Source organism: Mycobacterium sp. 3519A, assembly GCF_900240945.1.
In the GTDB taxonomy this organism is placed as follows: domain Bacteria; phylum Actinomycetota; class Actinomycetes; order Mycobacteriales; family Mycobacteriaceae; genus Mycobacterium.
In genome coordinates this window covers 142276-162201 of record NZ_OESG01000013.1, presented here as the reverse complement: position 1 = coordinate 162201, position 19926 = coordinate 142276, and the positions used below count along the sequence as shown (strand labels likewise).

At 63.3% G+C, this 19926-nt stretch carries 24 protein-coding genes and 1 pseudogene; 18 read left to right on the top strand and 7 right to left on the bottom strand.

What is annotated here, in order from left to right; all coding sequences use genetic code 11:
• The first annotated feature begins 12 nt into the window (after nucleotides 1–12).
• Nucleotides 13–186, top strand: a complete 174-nt coding sequence (locus C1A30_RS35595) for a hypothetical protein (RefSeq protein WP_160112713.1) — start codon at nucleotides 13–15, stop codon at nucleotides 184–186.
• A 385-nt stretch (nucleotides 187–571) separates the two neighbouring features.
• Here C1A30_RS35595 and C1A30_RS08685 read toward each other — a convergent pair whose 3' ends face one another.
• Nucleotides 572–931, bottom strand: a complete 360-nt coding sequence (locus tag C1A30_RS08685) for an Rv2640c family ArsR-like transcriptional regulator (RefSeq protein WP_101947879.1) — start codon at nucleotides 929–931, stop codon at nucleotides 572–574.
• A gap of 101 nt (nucleotides 932–1032) precedes the next feature.
• Between C1A30_RS08685 and C1A30_RS08680 the strand changes: the two genes are divergently transcribed.
• The 3 genes and pseudogenes from C1A30_RS08680 to C1A30_RS08670 form a co-directional block, all read left to right on the top strand.
• Nucleotides 1033–1500, top strand: a complete 468-nt coding sequence (locus C1A30_RS08680; protein WP_101947878.1) for an ArsI/CadI family heavy metal resistance metalloenzyme — start codon at nucleotides 1033–1035, stop codon at nucleotides 1498–1500.
• A gap of 113 nt (nucleotides 1501–1613) precedes the next feature.
• Nucleotides 1614–2348 (top strand): MIP/aquaporin family protein, encoded by a 735-nt coding sequence (locus C1A30_RS08675; protein ID WP_101947877.1) that lies wholly within the window; start codon nucleotides 1614–1616, stop codon nucleotides 2346–2348.
• Nucleotides 2345–2761 (top strand): annotated as a pseudogene (locus C1A30_RS08670) (arsenate reductase ArsC); the annotation flags it as partial. The gene C1A30_RS08675 and the pseudogene C1A30_RS08670, both read left to right, overlap by 4 nt.
• Before the next feature lie 9 nt (nucleotides 2762–2770).
• Here C1A30_RS08670 and C1A30_RS08665 read toward each other — a convergent pair.
• Nucleotides 2771–3304, bottom strand: coding sequence for a DinB family protein (locus C1A30_RS08665; protein WP_101947875.1), 534 nt, complete (start codon nucleotides 3302–3304; stop codon nucleotides 2771–2773).
• Between the two features lie 78 nt (nucleotides 3305–3382).
• Between C1A30_RS08665 and C1A30_RS08660 the strand changes: the two genes are divergently transcribed.
• From C1A30_RS08660 to C1A30_RS08645, 5 genes are all read left to right on the top strand, one after another.
• Complete coding sequence (locus C1A30_RS08660; RefSeq protein ID WP_101950063.1) at nucleotides 3383–3877, top strand: hypothetical protein; 495 nt, start codon at nucleotides 3383–3385, stop codon at nucleotides 3875–3877.
• Nucleotides 3878–3973: 96 nt separating this feature from the next.
• Entirely contained in the window at nucleotides 3974–4318 is a 345-nt protein-coding gene (locus C1A30_RS08655) for a hypothetical protein (protein ID WP_101947874.1), read from the top strand.
• A 26-nt stretch (nucleotides 4319–4344) separates the two neighbouring features.
• Complete coding sequence (locus tag C1A30_RS35770) at nucleotides 4345–4488, top strand: hypothetical protein (protein ID WP_200828388.1); 144 nt, start codon at nucleotides 4345–4347, stop codon at nucleotides 4486–4488.
• Between the two features lie 91 nt (nucleotides 4489–4579).
• Entirely contained in the window at nucleotides 4580–5386 is an 807-nt protein-coding gene (locus tag C1A30_RS08650; RefSeq protein WP_235009765.1) for a DUF4239 domain-containing protein, read from the top strand.
• Between the two features lie 40 nt (nucleotides 5387–5426).
• The gene (locus tag C1A30_RS08645) at nucleotides 5427–6014 is read left to right on the top strand and encodes a TetR/AcrR family transcriptional regulator (protein ID WP_101947872.1); all 588 of its coding nucleotides are present in this window, start codon (nucleotides 5427–5429) and stop codon (nucleotides 6012–6014) included.
• A gap of 2 nt (nucleotides 6015–6016) precedes the next feature.
• Here C1A30_RS08645 and C1A30_RS08640 read toward each other — a convergent pair whose 3' ends face one another.
• Complete coding sequence (locus C1A30_RS08640) at nucleotides 6017–6535, bottom strand: hypothetical protein (RefSeq protein WP_160112712.1); 519 nt, start codon at nucleotides 6533–6535, stop codon at nucleotides 6017–6019.
• Between C1A30_RS08640 and C1A30_RS35590 the strand changes: the two genes are divergently transcribed.
• The 9 genes from C1A30_RS35590 to C1A30_RS08595 all read left to right on the top strand — a co-directional run bounded on the left by C1A30_RS35590 (nucleotide 6516) and on the right by C1A30_RS08595 (nucleotide 16007).
• A complete protein-coding gene (locus tag C1A30_RS35590; protein WP_160112711.1) occupies nucleotides 6516–6884 on the top strand; it encodes a hypothetical protein in 369 nt (122 codons plus the stop codon). The genes C1A30_RS08640 and C1A30_RS35590 overlap by 20 nt on opposite strands.
• A 205-nt stretch (nucleotides 6885–7089) precedes the next feature.
• Nucleotides 7090–7344 carry a hypothetical protein gene (locus C1A30_RS35585; protein WP_101947869.1) on the top strand — a complete coding sequence of 85 codons (255 nt, stop codon included), beginning with the start codon at nucleotides 7090–7092 and terminating at the stop codon, nucleotides 7342–7344.
• 627 nt (nucleotides 7345–7971) lie between these two features.
• Entirely contained in the window at nucleotides 7972–9144 is a 1173-nt protein-coding gene (locus C1A30_RS08625; RefSeq protein ID WP_235009763.1) for an MCE family protein, read from the top strand.
• Nucleotides 9120–10178 (top strand): MCE family protein, encoded by a 1059-nt coding sequence (locus tag C1A30_RS08620; protein ID WP_369974148.1) that lies wholly within the window; start codon nucleotides 9120–9122, stop codon nucleotides 10176–10178. The genes C1A30_RS08625 and C1A30_RS08620 overlap by 25 nt, the downstream gene beginning before the upstream one ends.
• The gene (locus C1A30_RS08615; protein WP_101947866.1) at nucleotides 10171–11235 is read left to right on the top strand and encodes an MCE family protein; all 1065 of its coding nucleotides are present in this window, start codon (nucleotides 10171–10173) and stop codon (nucleotides 11233–11235) included. Before C1A30_RS08620 ends, C1A30_RS08615 begins: the two co-directional genes overlap by 8 nt.
• Entirely contained in the window at nucleotides 11232–12584 is a 1353-nt protein-coding gene (locus C1A30_RS08610; RefSeq protein ID WP_101947865.1) for an MCE family protein, read from the top strand. Before C1A30_RS08615 ends, C1A30_RS08610 begins: the two co-directional genes overlap by 4 nt.
• Nucleotides 12585–12652: 68 nt before the next feature.
• Nucleotides 12653–13774: an MCE family protein gene (locus C1A30_RS08605; protein WP_101947864.1), complete on the top strand. Its 1122-nt coding sequence runs from the start codon at nucleotides 12653–12655 to the stop codon at nucleotides 13772–13774.
• Nucleotides 13771–15453 carry an MCE family protein gene (locus tag C1A30_RS08600; RefSeq protein WP_101947863.1) on the top strand — a complete coding sequence of 561 codons (1683 nt, stop codon included), beginning with the start codon at nucleotides 13771–13773 and terminating at the stop codon, nucleotides 15451–15453. Before C1A30_RS08605 ends, C1A30_RS08600 begins: the two co-directional genes overlap by 4 nt.
• 5 nt (nucleotides 15454–15458) lie before the next feature.
• Entirely contained in the window at nucleotides 15459–16007 is a 549-nt protein-coding gene (locus tag C1A30_RS08595) for a hypothetical protein (protein ID WP_101947862.1), read from the top strand.
• Nucleotides 16008–16014: 7 nt separating this feature from the next.
• Here the strand turns inward: C1A30_RS08595 and C1A30_RS08590 are convergent, their stop codons facing one another.
• The 4 genes from C1A30_RS08590 to C1A30_RS08575 form a co-directional block, all read right to left on the bottom strand.
• Nucleotides 16015–17112 (bottom strand): thiolase family protein, encoded by a 1098-nt coding sequence (locus C1A30_RS08590; protein WP_235009761.1) that lies wholly within the window; start codon nucleotides 17110–17112, stop codon nucleotides 16015–16017.
• An 80-nt stretch (nucleotides 17113–17192) separates the two neighbouring features.
• Nucleotides 17193–17654: a Zn-ribbon domain-containing OB-fold protein gene (locus C1A30_RS08585; protein ID WP_101947860.1), complete on the bottom strand. Its 462-nt coding sequence runs from the start codon at nucleotides 17652–17654 to the stop codon at nucleotides 17193–17195.
• Entirely contained in the window at nucleotides 17611–18993 is a 1383-nt protein-coding gene (locus tag C1A30_RS08580; RefSeq protein ID WP_101947859.1) for an SRPBCC family protein, read from the bottom strand. Before C1A30_RS08580 ends, C1A30_RS08585 begins: the two co-directional genes overlap by 44 nt.
• A gap of 20 nt (nucleotides 18994–19013) precedes the next feature.
• Nucleotides 19014–19919 carry an SDR family NAD(P)-dependent oxidoreductase gene (locus C1A30_RS08575; RefSeq protein WP_101947858.1) on the bottom strand — a complete coding sequence of 302 codons (906 nt, stop codon included), beginning with the start codon at nucleotides 19917–19919 and terminating at the stop codon, nucleotides 19014–19016.
• Nucleotides 19920–19926: the final 7 nt, after the last annotated feature.

The following is a 19926-nucleotide window of genomic DNA, read 5'->3' as shown; positions in this document are numbered from 1 at the left end:
GATACTTTCCCTATGACTGAGAACCGCATCGACGCGGGCTCCGACTACGAATACGACGAAGCCCACGATGCGCTGGCCCAACCGTCGCCCGCCGCGGCGACGCCACATCGGGTCGATGCACCGCGGGTGAGCCTCGATCCCGGCGGCGACTACGGATACGACGAGGCCCACGATTTCGGAGGCTGACGAGATAGAGATGATGCTCGTCAGCGTCCACCCGAGGGGTTGGCGGGTGTTCTCATGCCCGCGTTCAACGAGGGTAAAGACCTCACCGAAGCGAAGCTGGTCACCTGCACCGCAGGTATCCCGATGTCGCCGACGGTGACACCCGGTGGCTGGAGCGACCGGTGCGAGAAGCCTTACAGGTCCTCGAACATGCTGAGCTCGTGTACCTGAGCCGGTGGTCGGATGCCCCGCCGCATTGGCGTGCCACCCGGTTGGGCCTCTTGTGCCTGAACGAGGGGCAAGACGCCGTCCGGCAATGCATCGAAGATCGAATCGCGCCGCCACGGCAATCCGCCTCGGAGCGCGATCGGGTCGTCGACGAGTGACTCTCGTTGCCTGAGCGAAATCACCTGCAGCAGTTGGGGTCCAAGACGCTGCAGAGCGCGCCGAGGGCATCGCGGTGCGGCCGGTGGTACACGTTCATGCCGCGCCGATCCGACTCCACGAGTCCGGCGCGCCGGAGTTGGGTGAGGTGGTGGCTGACGGTGGACTCCGTCAACCCCAGCGCCTTCGAGAGGTCGCCACTGTTCTCTTCACCCGACGCCGAGCTGAACAGGTAAGACATGATCTTCACCCGCGCGGGGTCGGCGAGGGCTTTGAGCCGAAGCGCCACATGCAGTGCGTCCTGGTCGGTCATCGGGCCCGCGGCGACGGGCGCACAGCAGACCGGCGCAGACATATCGATCATCGGCAGAGTCTTCGGCATGCATCAATACTGCCAGGGATATTGACATATATCAAAAAGGTGGGAAGCTGGGCGTAGCGCGCTACTTCGATATATGTCTCACAGGTAGGAAGGAACTCATTATGTCCCGAGTTCAACTCGCACTCAATGTCGACGACCTCGACGAGGCGATCACGTTCTACTCCACGTTGTTCAACACCTCGCCGGCCAAGGTGAAAGAGGGCTACGCCAACTTCGCCGTGGCCGACCCGCCTCTGAAGCTCGTCCTGATCGAGAACCGGGGTCAGGGCGGCACCATCAATCATCTCGGCGTCGAAGTCGAATCCAGCGACGCCGTCCACGCCGAGATCGCCCGGCTTTCCGACGCCGGACTGTTCACCGACGAGGAGATCGGCACGACGTGTTGCTTCGCCCTCCAGGACAAGGTGTGGGTCACCGGCCCCGCAGGTGAGAAGTGGGAGGTCTACACGGTTCTCGCGGACTCCGACACCTTCGGCACCAGTCCCAAGCATGTCGACGAGAACGAAGGCGGAAGCGTCTGCTGCGGTGGGCAGGCCGAGCCAGCGCAAGCCAGTGCGTCCTGCTGCTGACTCCGCGTGCCGTCGGGATCGTCGGGCTGACTGCCCGTGGTCCCGACGGCGTTCACGAGCAGAAGCTTTCCCGATTGGTCGGCGGCGCGGACAGTCTGGTGGGTAGCGGGTAGGTGGACACCGTCGCGCTTCCGCGCCGCCTGCTCGCCGAGTTCGTCGGCACCGCCCTTCTGGTCAGCGTCGTGGTCGGTTCCGGCATCGCCGCCGCCGCACTGTCGGCGAACGATGTCGGGTTGCAGCTGATGGAGAACTCGACCGCGACGGTATTCGGCTTGGCGGTGCTGATTTTGATGTTCGGCCCCGTCTCCGGCGCGCACTTCAACCCCGTCGTGACGGCGGCCGACTGGCTGCTTGGCCGCCGGTCCGGCAGCGGTATCGCCGGAAGCCATGCGATCGCCTACACCGTGGTTCAAACAGTCGGAGCAGTCGTCGGGGCATGGCTGGCCAACTTCATGTTCGACCGTCAGGTGTTCGAATGGTCCACCAAGGACCGCATCACGACCGGTCATGTGGTCGGCGAGATCGTCGCGACAGCCGGTTTGATCGCCCTGATCTTCACCCTCGCCCGAACCGGCCGAGCATCCGTCGCGGCGGCGGCCGTGGGCGCCTACATCGGAGCCGCGTATTGGTTCACCAGCTCAACGTCTTTCGCCAATCCAGCGGTAACCGTCGGCCGCATGTTCTCCGACACCTTCGCCGGCATCGCTCCAGGCTCCGCGCCAGGGTTCATCGCCGCCCAAATCGTCGGCGGGCTCATCGGTCTGGCGTTGATCGTTGCGCTGTACCCGGATTCCGCGCGGGTGGCCGACGAAGTCGTCGTACCGCATCACCCCAGGAGTTCATCATGACCGACGGCAGACCGTCGGTGCTGTTCTTGTGCACCCATAACGCCGGCCGGTCGCAAATGGCCCTCGGTTTCTTCACCCACCTAGCCGGAGAGGACGCCGTCGCCTGGTCTGGCGGCTCCGAACCCGGCCAGGAAATCAATCCGTCAGCGATCGCCGCGATGGCCGAGGTAGGCATCGACATCACCGGCGAATTTCCCAAGCCTTGGACCGACGAAATCGTGCGGGCCGCCGATGTCGTCGTCACCATGGGCTGTGGCGACGCGTGCCCCTACTTTCCCGGAAAACGCTACGAGAACTGGGATCTGCCCGACCCTGCCGGTCAAGCCGTCGACGCGGTCCGGCCTATCCGCGACGACATCGAAGAGCGTGTCCGCCGCCTTCTCGCCGAACTCGGGGTCACCGCGCGCCGGTAGCGCGCGACGTCACATCTTGGTCAGCGTCAGTTGTCGCCGATGGTGGTCGTAGTGCTGTCCTGGGTACCGGTAGATGTCCGCGAGCGTCATATAATCGCGGAAATAGAGATCCCAGCTAGTCGGGTAATGCATACCGCGACAGAATGATTCGTCGCTTTCGGCAGCGAGTGACCGCTGCAGCCTGTCGATCACCCTTTCCATCTTCTCGCCCATGCGGCGGCGGTTGTAGACAAGGGCAGCTGCGCAGGTTCCGTAGTAGTTGATCATGTGAAACGGTCGCGCGACCGCGTCGAGAATCCGCGCGAACCATCGGCTGACGCCGTCAGGCAGACGTCCGAGTATGCGAACCAGGAAGATCAGCCGTCGCACCACCATGTAGCCGAACACCATGTGGAACAGCAACTGCTCGTTGGTCCACCGCGTGTCCTCGGTGGACTTGGTCCAGTCCCGCTCGTCGGCAGCTTGCAACAAGTGCCGAAAATCGGTCCGGGCACGTTGCAGGTCGGCGGCCAATGCGGCCCGGTCGGCGGTTGAGTGCGACATCCACTCGCCTCGATTCAGCTCAGTGCGACTCTCATCGATGATGCGCCTGCGACGTCCGCAATCTGCGACACTCAGGCGATGACGCGAGGCTGTCGTACCGCTGGCATGTGCGCCGGGTCGCTCATGGTGGCCGCGATCCTGTCGGCACCGGCCGGCGCCGACACCGCGTCCTGGAATGGCGAGTACACGATCACGTTCATCGTCGGCCCGAAGTCCGGGACCAGCGTCGCCGCCGGCCAGCCCGAGGGGCAGTACAGCGACACCTATGGGGTCCGCTCGACCTGCACGAGCGGCAAGTGCGTGGCGACGATCGTCAGCGGCCCGCCGCCGCGGAACAAGACGGTTCCCGAACCCATCCAGTTCACCTGGGACGGAACGTCTTGGACGCAGACCACCGATTTCCAGTGGGACTGCATGATGCCCGACACCACCATCGAATGGAACCCGGCCCGATCGACCGTGCGCTACACGCCCCAGCCGGATGGAACACTGGCAGGCACCATGCACACCGACATCGCGAGCGGCGCCTGCCAGGGCACCGTCGAGATGAACATGACGGCTGAGCGCGCCTAGTCCCTATCCCGACGGATAGGAAAGCCTTCCCGCCGCGCGGCGGAATCTGGCTTGCCGGCGATTACGGATCCGCAGCTCACGCATGACGATTGACGCATGCTTACCACCAGCTTCACCAGGTTCGCGACCCCGGCCCTTGCCGCGGCGGTGCTCGGACTCGGCACTTTGATGACCGTCGCCGCGCCTACCGCATATGCGAGCGAGAAATCGGACTGCGCCGCCAAGGGCGGCACGTACACGGAAACGAAGATCTACAACCAGACCACCGGCAAGTCCGGCACCAACTACCGCTGTTGCGTCACGGACAAGGCGACGAACACCACCAGCTGCACCAGCACGACGGTGACGAACAGCAAGCAGGTTCTCGAGCCGACTACACCCCCGCAACGGGTGCCGTTGGCCGTGCTGAGCACCGATGCCCAAATCCAGTCAGCCCCATGACAAGTCTCGAGTGAAGGAGTCCGACGATGTTTGAGTTTGCGCCTTCCGCATCCGATATCGACGCCGTCGACTGGCGCGAGCTGGCCGACCGGGTTTTTCCGGCAGATGCGCTGCGCACGACCCGCCAGCGGACCATCCAGTGGCAGTCCTCGAAGTCGACCGCCGAGTAAAGGGCCTGACAGCCAAAAGTTCCGATCGCACATTCGCGAGCCGGCCGCGCACCTACAGTCGAGGTCAGGGGTCGCGGGGAGGAGCGCCGGCTTGAGCCGATGGTTGGTCAACAATCTGCCCTCGTGGCTTCTGCTGCTGGGGATCATCGTCGCCATCACCGGCGCAGCGATGCTGATTCAGCGCTTCGTGCGTCGCCGCTATCCGCAGCTGAGAGGTGAGGAGCACAACGACGTCACGAGGTTCGCGTTCGGCGTCGTCGGATTCGTCTTCGCGTTCTTCATCGGATTCGTGGTCTCGGCGATGTGGGGGCAGATCAACGACGCGGACGGCCGAGCCCGCAGCGAGGGAACCGCCGGTGTGCAACTCGCCAGGGACGCCGCGGTGTTCGACGACGCCGACAGAAAGCGGATTCGGACAAGCTTGTTGGACTACGAGCACGCGGCTGTGACCGAATGGGGCGAGGTTGCCAACGGACGCACCTATCCACAGGCCGACGAAGCACTGTCCCGTTTGAACGCGGCATACGATCAGGTCCAGGCCAAGACCGACGCTCAGAAAGCGCGTCTCGCCGCGTCCTACTCCAACCTCGACGCGCTCAGTAAGGCACGTGCTGAGCGAACGTTCCAGGCGCGCACCGACATTGGTCCGCCATGGTCGTTGTGGGCGGTCATCTTCCTCACCAGCGGACTGCTGCTCGGCGGCGCGATCATCTATGGCGTGGAGAGACCGGCCACGCACTACACAATGGTCGCCATCCTCGGTGTACTCGTCGGGGCGCAGCTGTTCCTTGTGCTGGAGTTGTCACACCCGTTCATCGGTGAAATCGCGACGTCACCCGAACCCCTGCGCGAAGTGATTCACGTGCTGACGACAGCGCCGGCGGCGTCGAAGCGATAATCGGCTGATGCCTACCACGATCCGATCGACGGGCAGCTGAATGGCCGCGCCGCGCAAAGCGAGGGCCGACGACGGCGGCACTCGGCGCCGGCTCATCGAGGCGACCGCCCAGATCATGCACGACGAGGGCTATGCGGCTGCCACTTCTCGCCGAGTGGCCGCCAAGGTCGGGGTGCGGCAGCCTCTCGTGCACTACTACTTCCCCACGATGGACGACCTGTTCCTCGCGGTGCTGCGCGAGGGCGCGGACGCCGCGCTGAATCAGATGCGCGCCGCGCTGACCGACGACGATCCGTTGCGGGCACTGTGGGCCGTCAACAGCGACCGGCGGCGCACCGTACTGAACACCGAATTCATGGCACTTGCCAACCACCGCAAGGTAATTGGCGCTGAGCTCAGCGCGTATGCCGAACGCGTTCGCGATATCGAGACCGCAGCCGTCACCGTCGCGTTACGCGCGCACGGCATCGACTTGGACACCTACCCGCCGATCGTGATCTCGATGCTGATCGCGCAGATCGCGCGCAGCCTCTGCAACGAGGACGCCGTCGGCGTCGCCCTGGGACATGAGGAGATGCGCCACTTCGTTGAACGGCAGATCGATGCGCTGACCAAGCAGGCGCCGTAGCCTTACCCGTGCTTGCCTGGGCCGCCGTCGGTGCTTCCGGTGGATCCCGATCCGGTACCGCCCACGCCGCCCGTGCCGTCCGCCGCACCGGGACCGTCCGTGCCGCCGTCGCCACCGTTGCCACCCGTGCCGGTGCCGTTGGTTGCGGTGCCGTTGCCACCCTTGCCGCCGCTGCCGGCGTGGTATCCGTTCGCCCAACTGGTGGACCCTCCGTTGCCGCCGTCGCCGCCCAGCGCGGTGCCGGTCTCGGCTGTCGCGTGGCCGCCGTCGCCGCCGTCACCGCCGTGTTGCATCAGGCCGCTGCCGCCGCCCGAACCGCCTGCACCGCCGATGGCATCACCCGACTCGGCGGCGGCACTGCCGCCGGATCCGCCATCGCCGCCTTGACCGTCGATGCCACCCAGTCCTCCGTTGCCGCCCACTCCACCCGTCGCGGTGCCGGACACCGCCGACGCGCCGCCCCCGTCGCCGCCGTCGCCCGCGGTGCCGTTGAAGCCCGGATTGCCCCCGGCCCCCCCCACTCCCCCCGGTGCCCCCGCCGGTGCCGGCCGGGACGCGGCCCCCGCCCCCGCCGGTGCCGCCGCTGCCCCACAGCCCGGCGTCGCCGCCGTCCCCGCCCCGGCCGCCGTCGACACCCGCGATCCCGGCGCCGCCGTTGCCACCGCTGCCGAACAGCAGTCCGCCGCGACCGCCGTTCTGGCCCGGTCCCCCGTCGGCGCCGTTGCCGATCAGGAGGCCACCATTTTCACCGGGCTCGTCGCCGTTTCCGATGAAGATGCCGACGAATTGGACCGCCTGATAGGTCATGACGCCGATCGCCTCGAACGCCGGGTTCCGGAACGATCCGGCCTCGGGCGTGAACTGCGCTGATGCGGGGCCGACCAGCGCGCTCGACCGTGGGTTCACGCCTGCGATCGACGACCCGAGCGTATGCGCGGAGAAGGTCGTAGGAGCGAACGACAGCACTGGGTCCGCGCTGAGTACGGGTTGACGCTCGGGCAACTGCAGTGCCGGATCGGTGTTGTCCTCGACCGGGTCCACACCAACCCCGCCGAGTGCGCCGACCGCATCCCCTGTGGTTTGGACCGCTGCCAACAGCGGGTTCGGCATCGGTTCGGATGCGACGGCCGCGGCCAATATCGATGCCGGTGCGGTCGTCGGCGTCGGGGTCGGCGTCAATTCCGGGGCATTGTGTGCGCCACCCATCGCCGCGGCGAACGCTCCGCCGGTAACGCAGGCCGCTGTGACCAGTGTCTGCGTACCCGGGCGTCCGCGGTCGATCGTCTTCCTGTGTTTCGCAGCCATCGAAGCTCCCTACATCGGTGAGTAGCTCCGCCCCGACCTCGTGCTACAAGCTGTCATCTACCCGCGCGTCAATAAGACCTAACATGATCGTGCAAAGATTTTTTCGCCGATCATGAACAGCGACGAGTTCGGCTTGACGGCGCTCAACAACGGGTCGACGCATTTGCGGAAAGGACTGCGACCCAGCGCACTTCAGCCCATCATGATCAACCGGTTTTCACCGGGAACGACGAGATAGTTGGCAGCTGTCTCGCGACCAAAGTGTCAGATCCCTCCCCGACCGGCCTGCCCATACTTCAGATGCGTCCGACGCTCGGACTAGACATCTACGCAACGGATGCATATATGTGCACGAAGGACAGCGTGTTCTCCCGTTCCTCCACTCCAACCTCTGGCCATCGACGCTATGTGGCCGCAGCAGTGAATTGTGAAACCGCAGAGCGTAATTCGGTGCACCTAGGCCATCACGCAGTGCCGCACTGTGCCAGTCGGTCGCGATGAGCGCCCCTCACGTTGGCGCAATTCCCTTGTTGACGACAGAACAAATATTGCCCTATTGTTCCATCAGGCTGTTTGCTACTCGGCAGGCGGCGCAGCCCAACGGCGCAAATCGAGAGGCACGACAACGGACCGCCAACCGAAGAGATCTCGCGTGAGGATCGCCGCCGCCGGTTTGGTAGGCCTCATCGCGATCGTCGTGGTGTTCACATACCTGTCCTATAACGCCGTGTTCAGCTCATTCGACATTGTCACCGTGATGTCCCCGCGGGCAGGCCTCGTGATGGACAAGGACGCCAAGGTCAAATACCGAGGCATCCGAATCGGGCGGGTGACCTCAATCGATTACAGCGGCGACGACGCTCGTCTAACGCTGGCCATCGACAGCCGACAACTCGGTCACATTCCCTCCAACGCCAAAGTGCGGATCGCGAGCACGACCGTTTTCGGCGCCAAGGCCGTCGAATTCCTCATTCCCGATCGAGCCAGCGGACACGCCTTGAGCCCAGGAACGGTCGTCGAAGTATCGAACGTTCAGCTGGAAGCCAACACGTTGTTTGAGACACTGACCGACCTCTTGCACAAGATCGACCCCATTGAGCTCAATGGAACCCTCAGCGCGATAGCGGAGGGACTGCGAGGTAACGGCGATAATCTCGGCGCCGGACTCTCGAGTCTGAATAACTATCTCGCGCAGATCAATCCGAAAATGCCGATGGTGCAGGCCGATTTGCAGAAGACAGCGCAGGTGGCCAACATCTACGCCGACGCCGCGCCCGATCTCGTCACGATCCTGGACAACGTGCCGTCAATCAGCGCCACCGTCGTTGAGGAGCAGGACAACCTCAACGCTGCCTTGTTGTCCGCGACTGGTCTGGCCAACAACGGATTCGACACACTGGCCCCAGGCGCCGACGACCTGGTCGCAGGCGTGCAGCGCTTGCGGGCTCCGTTGCAGGTTCTTGGCGAGTACTCGCCGGAAATTCCTTGCCTGCTCCGTGCGATCCCGCAGGCCATCGCGAAATTCGCGCCGATCATCGGCGGCATCAAGCCCGGTCTGTACACATCTTCGAGCTTTCTTCCCGGTGTGCCCGCATACACGTATCCCGAGAGCCTTCCAATCGTCAATGCACATGGCGGCCCAAACTGCCGAGGGCTACCCAACATCCCGAATCGCCAATACGGTGGCTCCTGGTATCACGCGCCCTTTGTCGTCACCGACAACGCATACGTGCCGTTTCAGCCGAACACGGAATTGCAGTTCAATGCACCGTCAACCTTGCAGTTCCTCTTTCACGGCGCATTCGCCGAAAGGGACGACTTTTGAACCCCGACAACAGAATCCCGTTGAAGGTCGCGATCTTCACCGTCGCGATGCTGCTCGTCGCCGCGTTCCTGGTCGTCACATTCGGACAGTTTCGCTTCGCCGCAAACAACGCCTACCACGCCACCTTCGCCACGGCCTCACGACTCAAAGCGGGTCAAGACGTCCGGATGGCCGGCATCCAGATCGGGTCGGTTCAAGACGTCAAACTGATGCCGGACAACAGCGTGGACGTGACGTTCGAGATGAACAAGCGCTACCGCCTGTACAGCTCGTCACGGGCTATCGTACGCTACCAGAATCTCATCGGTGATAGATATCTGGAGATCGCCAGCGGCCCAGGCGATCTGAACCTCATTCCGCCCGGCGGGACACTCGACAAATCGCAAACCCAGCCAGCACTCGACCTCGATGCGCTGCTCGGTGGCCTGCGACCAGGCCTCAAAGGGCTCGACGGCAACAAGATCAACCAGGTGAGCGACGCGATCATCGAATTGCTGCAGGGCCAAGGCGGCGCGCTTTCCGATTTGCTAAACAGCACAAGCCAATTCACGACTACGCTCGCTGGCCAAGACCAGCTCATCGGCGACGTCATCAGCAATCTCAACACGCTGTTGGGCACCGTCAACAACAAGGGCACACAGTTCGACACAGCCGTCGATCAACTCCAACAGCTGATCAGCGGCCTCGCGCAAAACCGCGACGCTATTGCAGGTGCAATTCCACCACTGGCCTCCACGACGACCGATCTCACGGAACTACTTCAGAACGGACGTCGTCCGTTGCAGGGCGTCGTCGAGAATCTGCGCCCGCTGGCCACGACGTTGGACAAGCGCAAAGACGAGATCAACGCACAGATCGATCCGGCCGCCGAAAACTACCGCCGACTGGCTCAGCTCGGCGCATACGGCTCCTTCTTCAACATCTACTTCTGCTCGGTCCGGTTCAAGATCAACGGGCCTGCCGGAAGCGACATACTCATTCCTGTTGCAGGCCCACCGGACCCGTCGAAAGGACGGTGCTCCGAGAATGGCTAACCACGGACGCACAGACAACAGTCCCCTGCGGACAGGGGTTTTCGGCATCGTCTTAACCATTTGTCTGATGTTGGTAGCGGCTGGCTACACCAACTTACCGTTCTGGCCACAAGGGAAAGGCTACGAAGCGGTGTTCGCCGATGCGGGCGGGATATCTCCCGGCAGTGATGTCGCGGTTTCGGGCATAAAGGTCGGCACCGTGAAGACAGTCACGCTAGCTCCCGTCGGGGCTAAGGTCGCATTCACCGTCGACCGTCACATCAGGGTCGGCGATCAGAGCTTGGTGGCGATCAAGACCGACACCGTACTTGGTCAAAAGTCACTGGAGGTGTCGCCCGTCGGAGGCGGTACGGCGACGTTGATACCGCTCGATCGCACGACAACCCCGTACACACTGAATTCGGCACTGCAGGATCTCGGGCAAAGCTCAGCCGACCTGGACAAGACCAAACTCGACGAAGCTCTTCAGATGCTCACCGACTCGTTGCGCGACGCAACACCTCAGCTTCGCGGGGCGCTGGACGGGGTAGCAGCACTGTCACGCACCATCAATGCACGCGACGAGGCGCTGGGACAGCTGCTGGACAACGCCCGAAGAGTCAGCGCGACACTCAACACACGCGCTGAACAAGTCAACCGACTCGTCAACGACGGCAACGATCTATTTACCGCGTTGGACGAACGGCGGTCTGCTCTTAATCGCCTCATCTCCGGCATCAAGGGTGTATCGCATCAACTGTCGGGCCTGGTCGCAGACAACCAGCAGGATTTTGGTCCAGCGCTCGAAAAGCTGAATCTCGTCGTTGACAACCTCAATAGCCGCAATGAACACATCAGCGAGGCGATCACAGCGTTGCCGCCTTACGCGACCGCGCTGGGCGAGGTGGTCGCCTCCGGTCCAGGGTTTCAGGTCAACGTAAACGGCCTCATCCCCCCGCCTGCCCTCGCGATGCTGGAGGACCTGTACTTTCAGCCCGGCAAGCTACCCGACAGCCTCGCCGACAACCTACGCGGATTTCTCAGTGAGCGAACGATTCTGAGGCCGAGGGCGCCATGACCACATCGGAGCGCCTGTCGAAGCGAGCGTGGCTGCGGATCTTCGCTGCCGCGGTGCTCGTCCCGCTTCTGGTCGCCGGTGTATTCGTCATATGGCCATCGAGTTCGCATCGGCGCTCGGTCGTTGCCTATTTCACCTCCGCCGTGGGTTTGTATCCCGGTGATGACGTCCGCGTCGTCGGCGTCCCCGTCGGCACCATCCAGTCGATCGAACCGCTACCCGACAACGTCAAAGTCACCATGCGCCTTGATGACCGGATCCCGATTCCTACTAACGCCCGCGCGATACTCATCGCGCCCAACCTCGTCTCAGCCCGGTTCGTGCAGCTGACACCCCAGTACACCGGCGGCCCTATCCTGCCCGACGGCGCGAGCCTCGGAACCGATCGCACCGGCGTTCCCGTCGAATGGGACGACGTCAAGAAGCAGCTGACGGACCTGGGTCGCCAGCTGGGCCCGAAGGCCGGCGATCCGCAGGGTCCCGTCGCTGCATTCATCAACCAAGCGGCAGAAAGCTTCACCGGCAGCGGCGACTCGTTCCGGTCGGCGCTTCGCGAGCTTTCACAAACGACAGGCAGGCTCGCTGATTCACGATCGGACCTGTTCGGCACCATCAAAAATCTTCAGGTCCTGGTGAACGCGCTGTCCAAGAGCAACGACCAGATCGTGCAGTTCACCGATCACGTCGCGTCGGTTTCCCAAGCGCTGGCAAGCAGTTCTCGAGGTTTGGATGACACGCTCGCCACCCTCAACCAGGCGTTGCGGGACCTCCGAAAGTTCCTCGGAGACAACAACGCTCCCTTGATCGATCAGATCAACAAGCTTGCCCAGTTCACCTCGATGCTGAATTCGCACAGTGAAGACATCGAACAGATCCTCCATGTGGGACCAAATGGTCTGGCCAACTTCTACAACATGTACAGCCCTGCCCAAGCCACCTTCGCCGGCCTGCTCACGTTGCCGAACATGACCAACCCGATGCAGTTCATCTGCGGCACGCTCGAGGCGGGCGCCTCACCGGACTACTACAAGCGCGCCGAGATCTGCCGACAGCGCATGGCCCCGGTGCTCAAGCGACTCGCCATGCATTATCCGCCGTTCCTGTTCCACCCGATCGACAGCATCACTGCTTACAAAGGCCAAATCGCATACGACGCCCCGGACACCGAAGCCAAAGCTCAAACACCAGTGCCTTACCTCCAATGGATGCCGCTGCCGGACTCGATCCCAACGCCCGGCCAAACCGTGGACCCTGCAACGTTGCTCATCCCTCCAGCGCCCTCCGATACACCCACACCGCCACCGCCGGCAGATCCGGGCGCCGGGCAATCGAACGGGCCGGGCCGGTGAAGACTCTCTTCTCTTCGCAGCGTCTTTCCCGCTCCGCGTATCAAACCGCTGCAGGCGCCTCGTGCCTGATGCTGGTATCCGCGTGTCAATTCGGCGGGCTGAATTCGCTCAACATGCCGGGAACCCAGGGTCACGGGAGAGGGTCGTTCTCCCTCACAGTCGAATTGCCTGACGTCGCAGCGCTGCCGCAGAACTCACCAGTTTTGGTTAATGACGTTGCAGTCGGCAGTGTTTCGGGACTGCAAGCAGTGCAACGAGCCGACGGAACGGTCTACGCGGCCGTCACGCTGTCGCTCAATGGAAACGTCCACCTGCCTGCGAATGCGACCGCAAAAGTGGGCCAGACATCGCTGCTCGGTTCGCAACACGTCGAGTTGGCTGCCCCGACTGCCGAGCCGCCCGTCGGCGCCCTCACCCAGGATTCCGTGATTCCGCTCGCCCACACAGGCCGGTACCCCACCACCGAGGAGGTGCTGTCGTCCCTGGGCGTGGTGGTCAACAAGGGCAATCTTGGTGCATTACAGGATATTACCGACGAGGCCTACGCTGCGGTCGCCGGACGGGCCGGTCAGTTCACCGATCTCGTGCCGCGTCTGGCAGAGTTCACCAGATCCATCGCCGCCCAGACGGGCGACATCATCGCCGCCGCGGATGGGGTGAATCGATTCGCAGAAATCCTGGCACGCAACACCGACAAGATCGGGCGAGCACTCGACACACTGCCCGAGGTACTGACTGTGCTCAACAACAGCCGCCAACGCATCATCGATGCGTTCGCCGCCTTGCAGAAGCTCGCAAATATCACCTCAAAGGTCGCCGCCGGTATCAAGGTCGACTTCGGCGCCGACTTGAAGGACCTTTATCCCGTCGTCAAATCGCTCACGGATTACCGCGAGAATTTCGTCACCGCTCTGCAGCAGCTCGTCACGTATCCCTTTGTCGGCAAATACATCAAGCGCGCAGCACGCGGCGACTATCTCAACGTCTTCGTCACCTTCGACCTCACGCTACGCCGACTCGGTGAGTCACTCTTCACGACGTCGGCGCTCGACGATCAAATGAAACACCTGTCCGAAGTCGTGAACCCGCCGGAATTCATCGTCGGCGACATGGCGAATCTATCGGGTCAGGCTGCGGACCCCTTCAAAATTCCGCCCGGCACCGTCTCCACGACGGGAACCGGTCCATGACCAGTCGACTGATACGCGTCCAGTTGTCCATCTTTGCGCTCGTGACGGTCGTCTGCATCGGCGTGATCGCGACGATGTTCCTGCATCTTCCCGCTGCGGTCGGCATCGGGTCATACAACGTCACAGCTGACTTCGAAACTGGTGGCGGGCTGTACCAGAACGCTAACGTCACCTACCGCGGTGTAACGGTGGGGCGGGTCGAGTCGGTCGAACTCACCGACACCGGAGTGCAGGCGCACATGCGACTCAACACCGCCACCAGGATTCCGTCCGACGTCAGCGCCACGGTCAAGAGCGTTTCAGCGGTTGGGGAACAGTATGTCGACCTTGTTCCCCGGCCCGACCACGGTCCGGCGCTGTTGCGGGACGGCTCGCGGATCAGCCAGGACAACACCGCGGTGGGCGAGGACATCACGGCACTCCTGCAGCAAGCCGACGCCCTGGTCGACGCTGTCGGCAACACTCGGATCCACGATCTCTTGCGCGAGACATTCAAGGCCTTCAACGGGTCTGGCCCGGAATTGTCTCGTCTGATCGGTGCGTCTCGTGTGCTCGTGGACGAGGCCAACTCCAACTACCTTCCCACGTCGCAGTTGATCGATCAGGCGCAGGCTCTGTTGGACAGTCAGATCCGTAGCGGTGACGACATCAAATCGACCGCCGGTGGACTGGCCCGGTTCACCGACGAGTTGCGCACCGCGGACCAGCAGATTCGCACCACGTTGCGCGAAACTCCGCCGACCGCCGACGTGGCCAACGCGCTGATGACCGGAATTCGTCCGTCGTTTCCAGTACTGGCGGCGACCCTCGCGAACTTCGGCCGCATCGGCGTGATCTACCGGAAGGCCATCGAGCAGGTGCTGGTGATCCTGCCTGCCCAGTACGCCGCATTCCTCACGGTGGCCGGCCAGTTGCCTGCCGACGAAGGCGGCAAGCTCGACTTCAAGGTCAGTCTGCAAGACCCGCCTCCATGCGAAACCGGATTCCTGCCGCCGACTGAGATCCGTTCGCCGGCCGACCAGACACTGCGTCTGCTGCCTAACGATCTCTATTGCAAAGTGCCTCACAATGATCCGTCGGCAGTGCGCGGCGCCCGCAACTACCCGTGTCAGGAGTTTCCCGGCAAACGAGCGCCAACGGTGGCACTCTGCCGGGATCCGAACGGGTACGTGCCAGTAGGCAACAATCCCTGGCGCGGTCCACCGGTACCGGTTGGCACGCCGATCACGGACCCACGGAACATATTGCCGCCCAACAAGTATCCTTATATCCCGCCGCAGGTAGACCCTGACCCGGGTCCCCCGGTCGTGCAGTTGCCACCCGGCGTGCCGCCTGGGCCTGGGCCGGCTCCGCATGCGCCGTTTCCGTTGCCGTTTCCGCCGAACGAGCCCGGACCGCCGCCTCCGCCATGGCCGTATTACGCGCCCCCCGACCAACAAGTTCCGCCGTACGGTGTGCCACCACCACCGCCACCTCCTGCCGCGCCTGCCGCTCCGCTGCCTGCCGAGGCGCCGGCATCAGACGCTCCGCCTCAAGCGTCCGGACAGCGCGTAGTGCCCTACGACGAGAGCACCGGCGTGTTCAACGATCCGGCGGGGGGCACCGCAATCTTCCGGCCAGGCGAGAACCACCCTGCTGAGAACTGGGTCGACTTGATGCTCGACTCACGGCCGATGTGAGGGGTATGACTTCCTTCGACCGCACCGAACTCGACGACATGGCTCGTCGGTGGTTGGCGGCCAACCGGGAAGCGGAACGAATCGGTGACTGGCGTCAATTGGCACGGTTCTACACAGACGACGCGACCTACGGTTGGAACGTCGGCACACAAGGCGACGTCATGTGTGTCGGCGTCGACGAGATACGCGAAATCGCCTTGGGCCGAGAGATGGATGGACTGCTCGGCTGGCACTATCCGTATGAGCGCGTACTCATCGACGAAGCCGCCGGGGAGTTGGTCGGGTTCTGGAAACAGATCGTGACACTTCCCGACGGGTCGAGTCGCGAGGTGCATGGCCTGGGTGCCAGCTGGTTTGGCTACGCGGGCAACGGTAAATTCGCATGGCAGCGTGACGTTTTCGACCGCGTGCACGTAACGAACGTATTCGCCGAACTGATATCCACCGGAATGCTCACACCGCAGATGCAAGCTCGCATCAACCGCAGTTCCTCCGACGCGCCACTGGGCTACTATCCGCTGGGCCAGACCCCGGCCCCGCTGTGGCCGGAGTGAATCCCCTTCACGGGCGCCGCAACAGCATCGCCGTCGTACCGCTGTTGGCCGCACCGACGCCGACGGCGGCCAACGCGGCACCGTCGACCTGGCGTGCGCCTGCCTCGCCACGGATCTGCATGCAGGCCTCGTGCAGATGTCCGAAGCCGTGCAGGCGACCACCAGACAGCTGACCGCCCGCGGTATTGATCGGGAGCACGCCACCCAACGAGATCCGGGTCGGATCGGCCACGAAGTCGCCTGACTCGCCGAGCGCGCAGAACCCGAAATCTTCGAGCCAACACAGTACGAACACACTGAAGCCGTCGTAGAGCGAGGCGTAGTCGACATCGTCTACCGTGAAATCCGTTCGCTCCCAGACCGTCGACCACCGCGAGCTGATGCGGGTGATGTCCTCTCCTCCTTCCCAGAGGAATCGGTCGTGGTGGGCGCAGTCGAGCGCCTCGACGACTACGGCGGGATGATCAAGGTTCGGTGCATGTTCGGATCCGGAGATCACAAATGCGGTCGCCCCGTCGCATGCGATGTCGCAGTCGTACATGCACAGCGGGTCCGACACCATCCGAGAGTCCAGGTATTCGTCAAGCAGAAGCGGCTCTGTGTAGATCGCCTTCGGATTGAGGTTGGCATGAGCTCGCTGCACGATGGCGATCTGCCCGAGTTGCTCACGTGTCAACCCGAATCTCTCCATCCGCGCCCGGATCTGGAGACCGGCCAGATTCGCCGCCGCGGCCCCGTAGGGAAGCTGCCAGCCGAGCTGACCGGTGGGCCTCGTCCCGGTCGGCACGCTGTACCCCTTGCGGCGTCCCGCACCCTGCGCGGTGCCTTCCCAGATGCTGCGCCAACACAACACATGATTGGCCAAGCCACCCGCGACGGCCAACATCGCGTCGACCACGGCCCCGAGCTGCCCTGGATATTCGACGCCACCGGCTGCCCAGTTCAGATTGATTCCGAGAGCATCGTGGATTTCGCGCAAGCCTGCTCCGGAGAATCCTTTGCCCGGCATCGACGAGCCCGGATACGTCGTCAGTCCGTCGATGTCGGCAAGCGAAAGGCCGGCATCCTCGACCGCCGCAACGCATGCATCAGCGGTGAGCTGCAACGGATCTCGGTGGAGTCGGCGTCCGATATCCGACTGACCAATCCCGCTGATGACAACGCAGTCAGTGAGGCGTGTCGACATCAAATCTCCGGACGGAACAGTGGGAAGTAGACCGGGTCGTCCTCATCGCCACCGTGCTCGAACGTCACGCGCACGCTCATGCCCGCCGCGACGTCGGCCGGGTCGATGTCGATGAGATTTGTCAGGATCCGAACTCGGTCATCCTCAACAGGATTGACGAACGCGATGATGTAAGGCGACGAGAAGCCCGGGAAGAATGGATGATGATTCACCGTCCACGACTCAACCGTTGCTTCACCGCTGAGCACCACCCACTCCGGCTTTCCCTGATCGTGCTGACACCGTAGCGCCGGCGGATGGATCATCCGCAGACAACTCGGGCACCGTTGCAGGCGTAGGACGCCCTCGGCACCAGACGTCCAGAACGGCCGGTTCAGTTCCGACAGTTCGGGCACAGGCCGCCAGCCTGAGTCCGCCTCAATCACGGGCGGAGCCGAAGATGAACCGATCGGCGATCGCATGTTCATTGCGAATCGACATCTCCTGCGCAGTGTTGAGCCAGAGTCCGTCAAATCCGTTGGAATGCATGCCCGCGTGGATGGCTCCGATATTCCGCAAATCCTGGGTCGGCAGCTCGCCCCACCCGTCGTGGTCCTGCCAACGCGCGAATTCCTGCCAAGCCGTCTCGGGCACCTCACCCGGCGCGAAGTGCTCTAACGAAAACATTTCGAACGTGCACCGGTTGGGGTCCTCGGCGTCAGGCAGCATGCGATATCCCAGCAGACATGACTTCTCGACGAGAATCACCAGGCTCGGGAAGATGTGCCAGTCACCATTGCCTGCGAAGTATTCCTCCATTGACATCGTGGGGAAGTCGACGCCTTCCGCGCGTGCAAGCTCCTCGCACATCTGGTGATACAGCACGAACGGCGGGACCTCGCTTGGCTCCATCTTCGCCAGTTGCTGAGCGGCGCGATAGTCGCGCTCGGTGACCAGGGAGCCCACCCCGAGGTAGTTGTATTGCATGGAGTTCGCGAAGACCTCGGGACGGGCGGCCTGCTGCTGGCGCCCGGCATCACGGTTGGCGGTGTCCGGCCGCTGCGTGTACACGAACCGAGAGTGATTCTTGTAGGTGATCGTTGGCGTGTACGGCGCGTACGCATACTCCTGTGGTACAGCGGGCTCGGTCGACGGTCGGGGCCCCTGCACAGCGCGCAGTGTTTGCGGATGTGTGCCCGGCGTGTGGTAACCCTCGATGAACGCGTCGACGACGGTTTTGTAGTTCGCGGGTAGGAATGTCCGCTTGCGCCACCGATAACGCATGTCTTGAAGTCGAAACGGCGCCAACGCCGTCGGTAGCGGATCGAGCCACTCGAGCAGGTCAGGCGGGTCCTGCGCCATCGTGATGAACACCCACCCGCCCCAGGTTCCCACTTTGATCGGAGACAGGTTCCACTGCTCCCGTGGTCGCGGGGCGAACTCATCGCGGCAGGGCACAAACGATGATCGGCCATCGAATCCGTAACGCCAACCGTGGAATTCGCAGCGCAAATCACCCTCGGACGCGCATCCGGTGCCTCGCACGATCTTCATCCCACGGTGCGCGCAAGTGTTGTAGAAAGCCTTGATACTGCCGTCTTTTTGCCGCACCACCAGCACCGATTGGCGGCCGATCGCGTACTCGTAATAGCAACCAGGGTCAGGGATCTCCTCTTCGCGGCACGCGGCCTGCCAAACCTGGGTGAACAGGCGGTCGAGTTCGAGGCGGAGAAATTCCGGGTCGATGTAGCGACTCTTGGGAACGAATGTCTCCCCGCAAGCGAACTTCTCAGGCACCCGGGCGGACATCAAATCAGTCATCACCGTTTCCCTCGTCTGACTCAGCCCGCGGGCGGCTTGTCGAAGATGTTGGGCCACAACACCGCTTCTTTGAACGAGCTTTCGATCTCCGTGAACGCGGTGGAGATGTCCCACGTACCGGATGCAGAGACGATCTCCCGTTCGACCACGGGATTCGACATCAGGCTGATCCGGCCGTTGCCCGCGAAGATGACTCGACGATTGAGCCACTCTGATTGCACGCTGGCCAAGTAGGCGACGGGCGGGACACAGTTCTTCGGCGACAGCCGGGTATTGGAATCCGAATAATCCATGCTCCCACCACCCTTGATGCCCTGCGTCATCCGGGTCCCCGCGATCGGGGCGATCGCGTTGGAGCGCACACCGTATCCCTTGAGCGCATTTGCGCACGAAAACGTCAGCCCGACTATGCCCATCTTCGCTGCCGCGTAGTTCGGTTGGCTCGGTGCGCCCTGCAGCCCGGACATCGACGTGAAATTGATCAGTCGGTACTGGCCACCGCGGTTCTCGCGCCACCACGCCGCGGCATGGCGTGTGACATTGAACGTGCCCTTGAGGTGTACCGCCACGACCGAGTCCCAGTCCTGCTCGCTCATCTTGAACACCATGCCGTCGCGCAGGATGCCCGCTGCGTTCACGACCACGTCCAGGCCGCCCAACGTCTCGGCCGCACGCGTGATCAGCTCCGCACAGCCACCGAAATCGGTGATGTCCGTCGTGTCCGGAAACGCTTTGCCGCCGCGCTCGTTGATCGCTGCGGCAACCGTCTCCGCGGGCCCCGCATCATGTCCGGTCCCGTCGACGCCGACGCCTGCGTCCGACACCAGCACTGTCGCCCCCTCGGCGGCCAACCCTTCGGCAACCGCCGCTCCAATGCCTCTGCCGGCGCCCGTCACCAGCGCAGTACGTCCGTCCAGCACACCCATAGTCACT

Bases quoted from the DNA above. Each gene is read 5' to 3' on its own strand.
- C1A30_RS35595 (WP_160112713.1), top strand. From the start codon at position 13: ATGACTGAGAACCGCATCGACGCGGGCTCCGACTACGAATACGACGAA.
- C1A30_RS08685 (WP_101947879.1), bottom strand. From the start codon at position 931: ATGCCGAAGACTCTGCCGATGATCGATATGTCTGCGCCGGTCTGCTGT.
- C1A30_RS08680 (WP_101947878.1), top strand. From the start codon at position 1,033: ATGTCCCGAGTTCAACTCGCACTCAATGTCGACGACCTCGACGAGGCG.
- C1A30_RS08665 (WP_101947875.1), bottom strand. From the start codon at position 3,304: ATGTCGCACTCAACCGCCGACCGGGCCGCATTGGCCGCCGACCTGCAA.
- C1A30_RS08660 (WP_101950063.1), top strand. From the start codon at position 3,383: ATGACGCGAGGCTGTCGTACCGCTGGCATGTGCGCCGGGTCGCTCATG.
- C1A30_RS08655 (WP_101947874.1), top strand. From the start codon at position 3,974: ATGCTTACCACCAGCTTCACCAGGTTCGCGACCCCGGCCCTTGCCGCG.
- C1A30_RS35770 (WP_200828388.1), top strand. From the start codon at position 4,345: ATGTTTGAGTTTGCGCCTTCCGCATCCGATATCGACGCCGTCGACTGG.
- C1A30_RS08645 (WP_101947872.1), top strand. From the start codon at position 5,427: ATGGCCGCGCCGCGCAAAGCGAGGGCCGACGACGGCGGCACTCGGCGC.
- C1A30_RS08615 (WP_101947866.1), top strand. From the start codon at position 10,171: ATGGCTAACCACGGACGCACAGACAACAGTCCCCTGCGGACAGGGGTT.
- C1A30_RS08610 (WP_101947865.1), top strand. From the start codon at position 11,232: ATGACCACATCGGAGCGCCTGTCGAAGCGAGCGTGGCTGCGGATCTTC.
- C1A30_RS08605 (WP_101947864.1), top strand. From the start codon at position 12,653: ATGCTGGTATCCGCGTGTCAATTCGGCGGGCTGAATTCGCTCAACATG.
- C1A30_RS08600 (WP_101947863.1), top strand. From the start codon at position 13,771: ATGACCAGTCGACTGATACGCGTCCAGTTGTCCATCTTTGCGCTCGTG.
- C1A30_RS08595 (WP_101947862.1), top strand. From the start codon at position 15,459: ATGACTTCCTTCGACCGCACCGAACTCGACGACATGGCTCGTCGGTGG.
- C1A30_RS08585 (WP_101947860.1), bottom strand. From the start codon at position 17,654: ATGCGATCGCCGATCGGTTCATCTTCGGCTCCGCCCGTGATTGAGGCG.
- C1A30_RS08580 (WP_101947859.1), bottom strand. From the start codon at position 18,993: ATGACTGATTTGATGTCCGCCCGGGTGCCTGAGAAGTTCGCTTGCGGG.
- C1A30_RS08575 (WP_101947858.1), bottom strand. From the start codon at position 19,919: ATGGGTGTGCTGGACGGACGTACTGCGCTGGTGACGGGCGCCGGCAGA.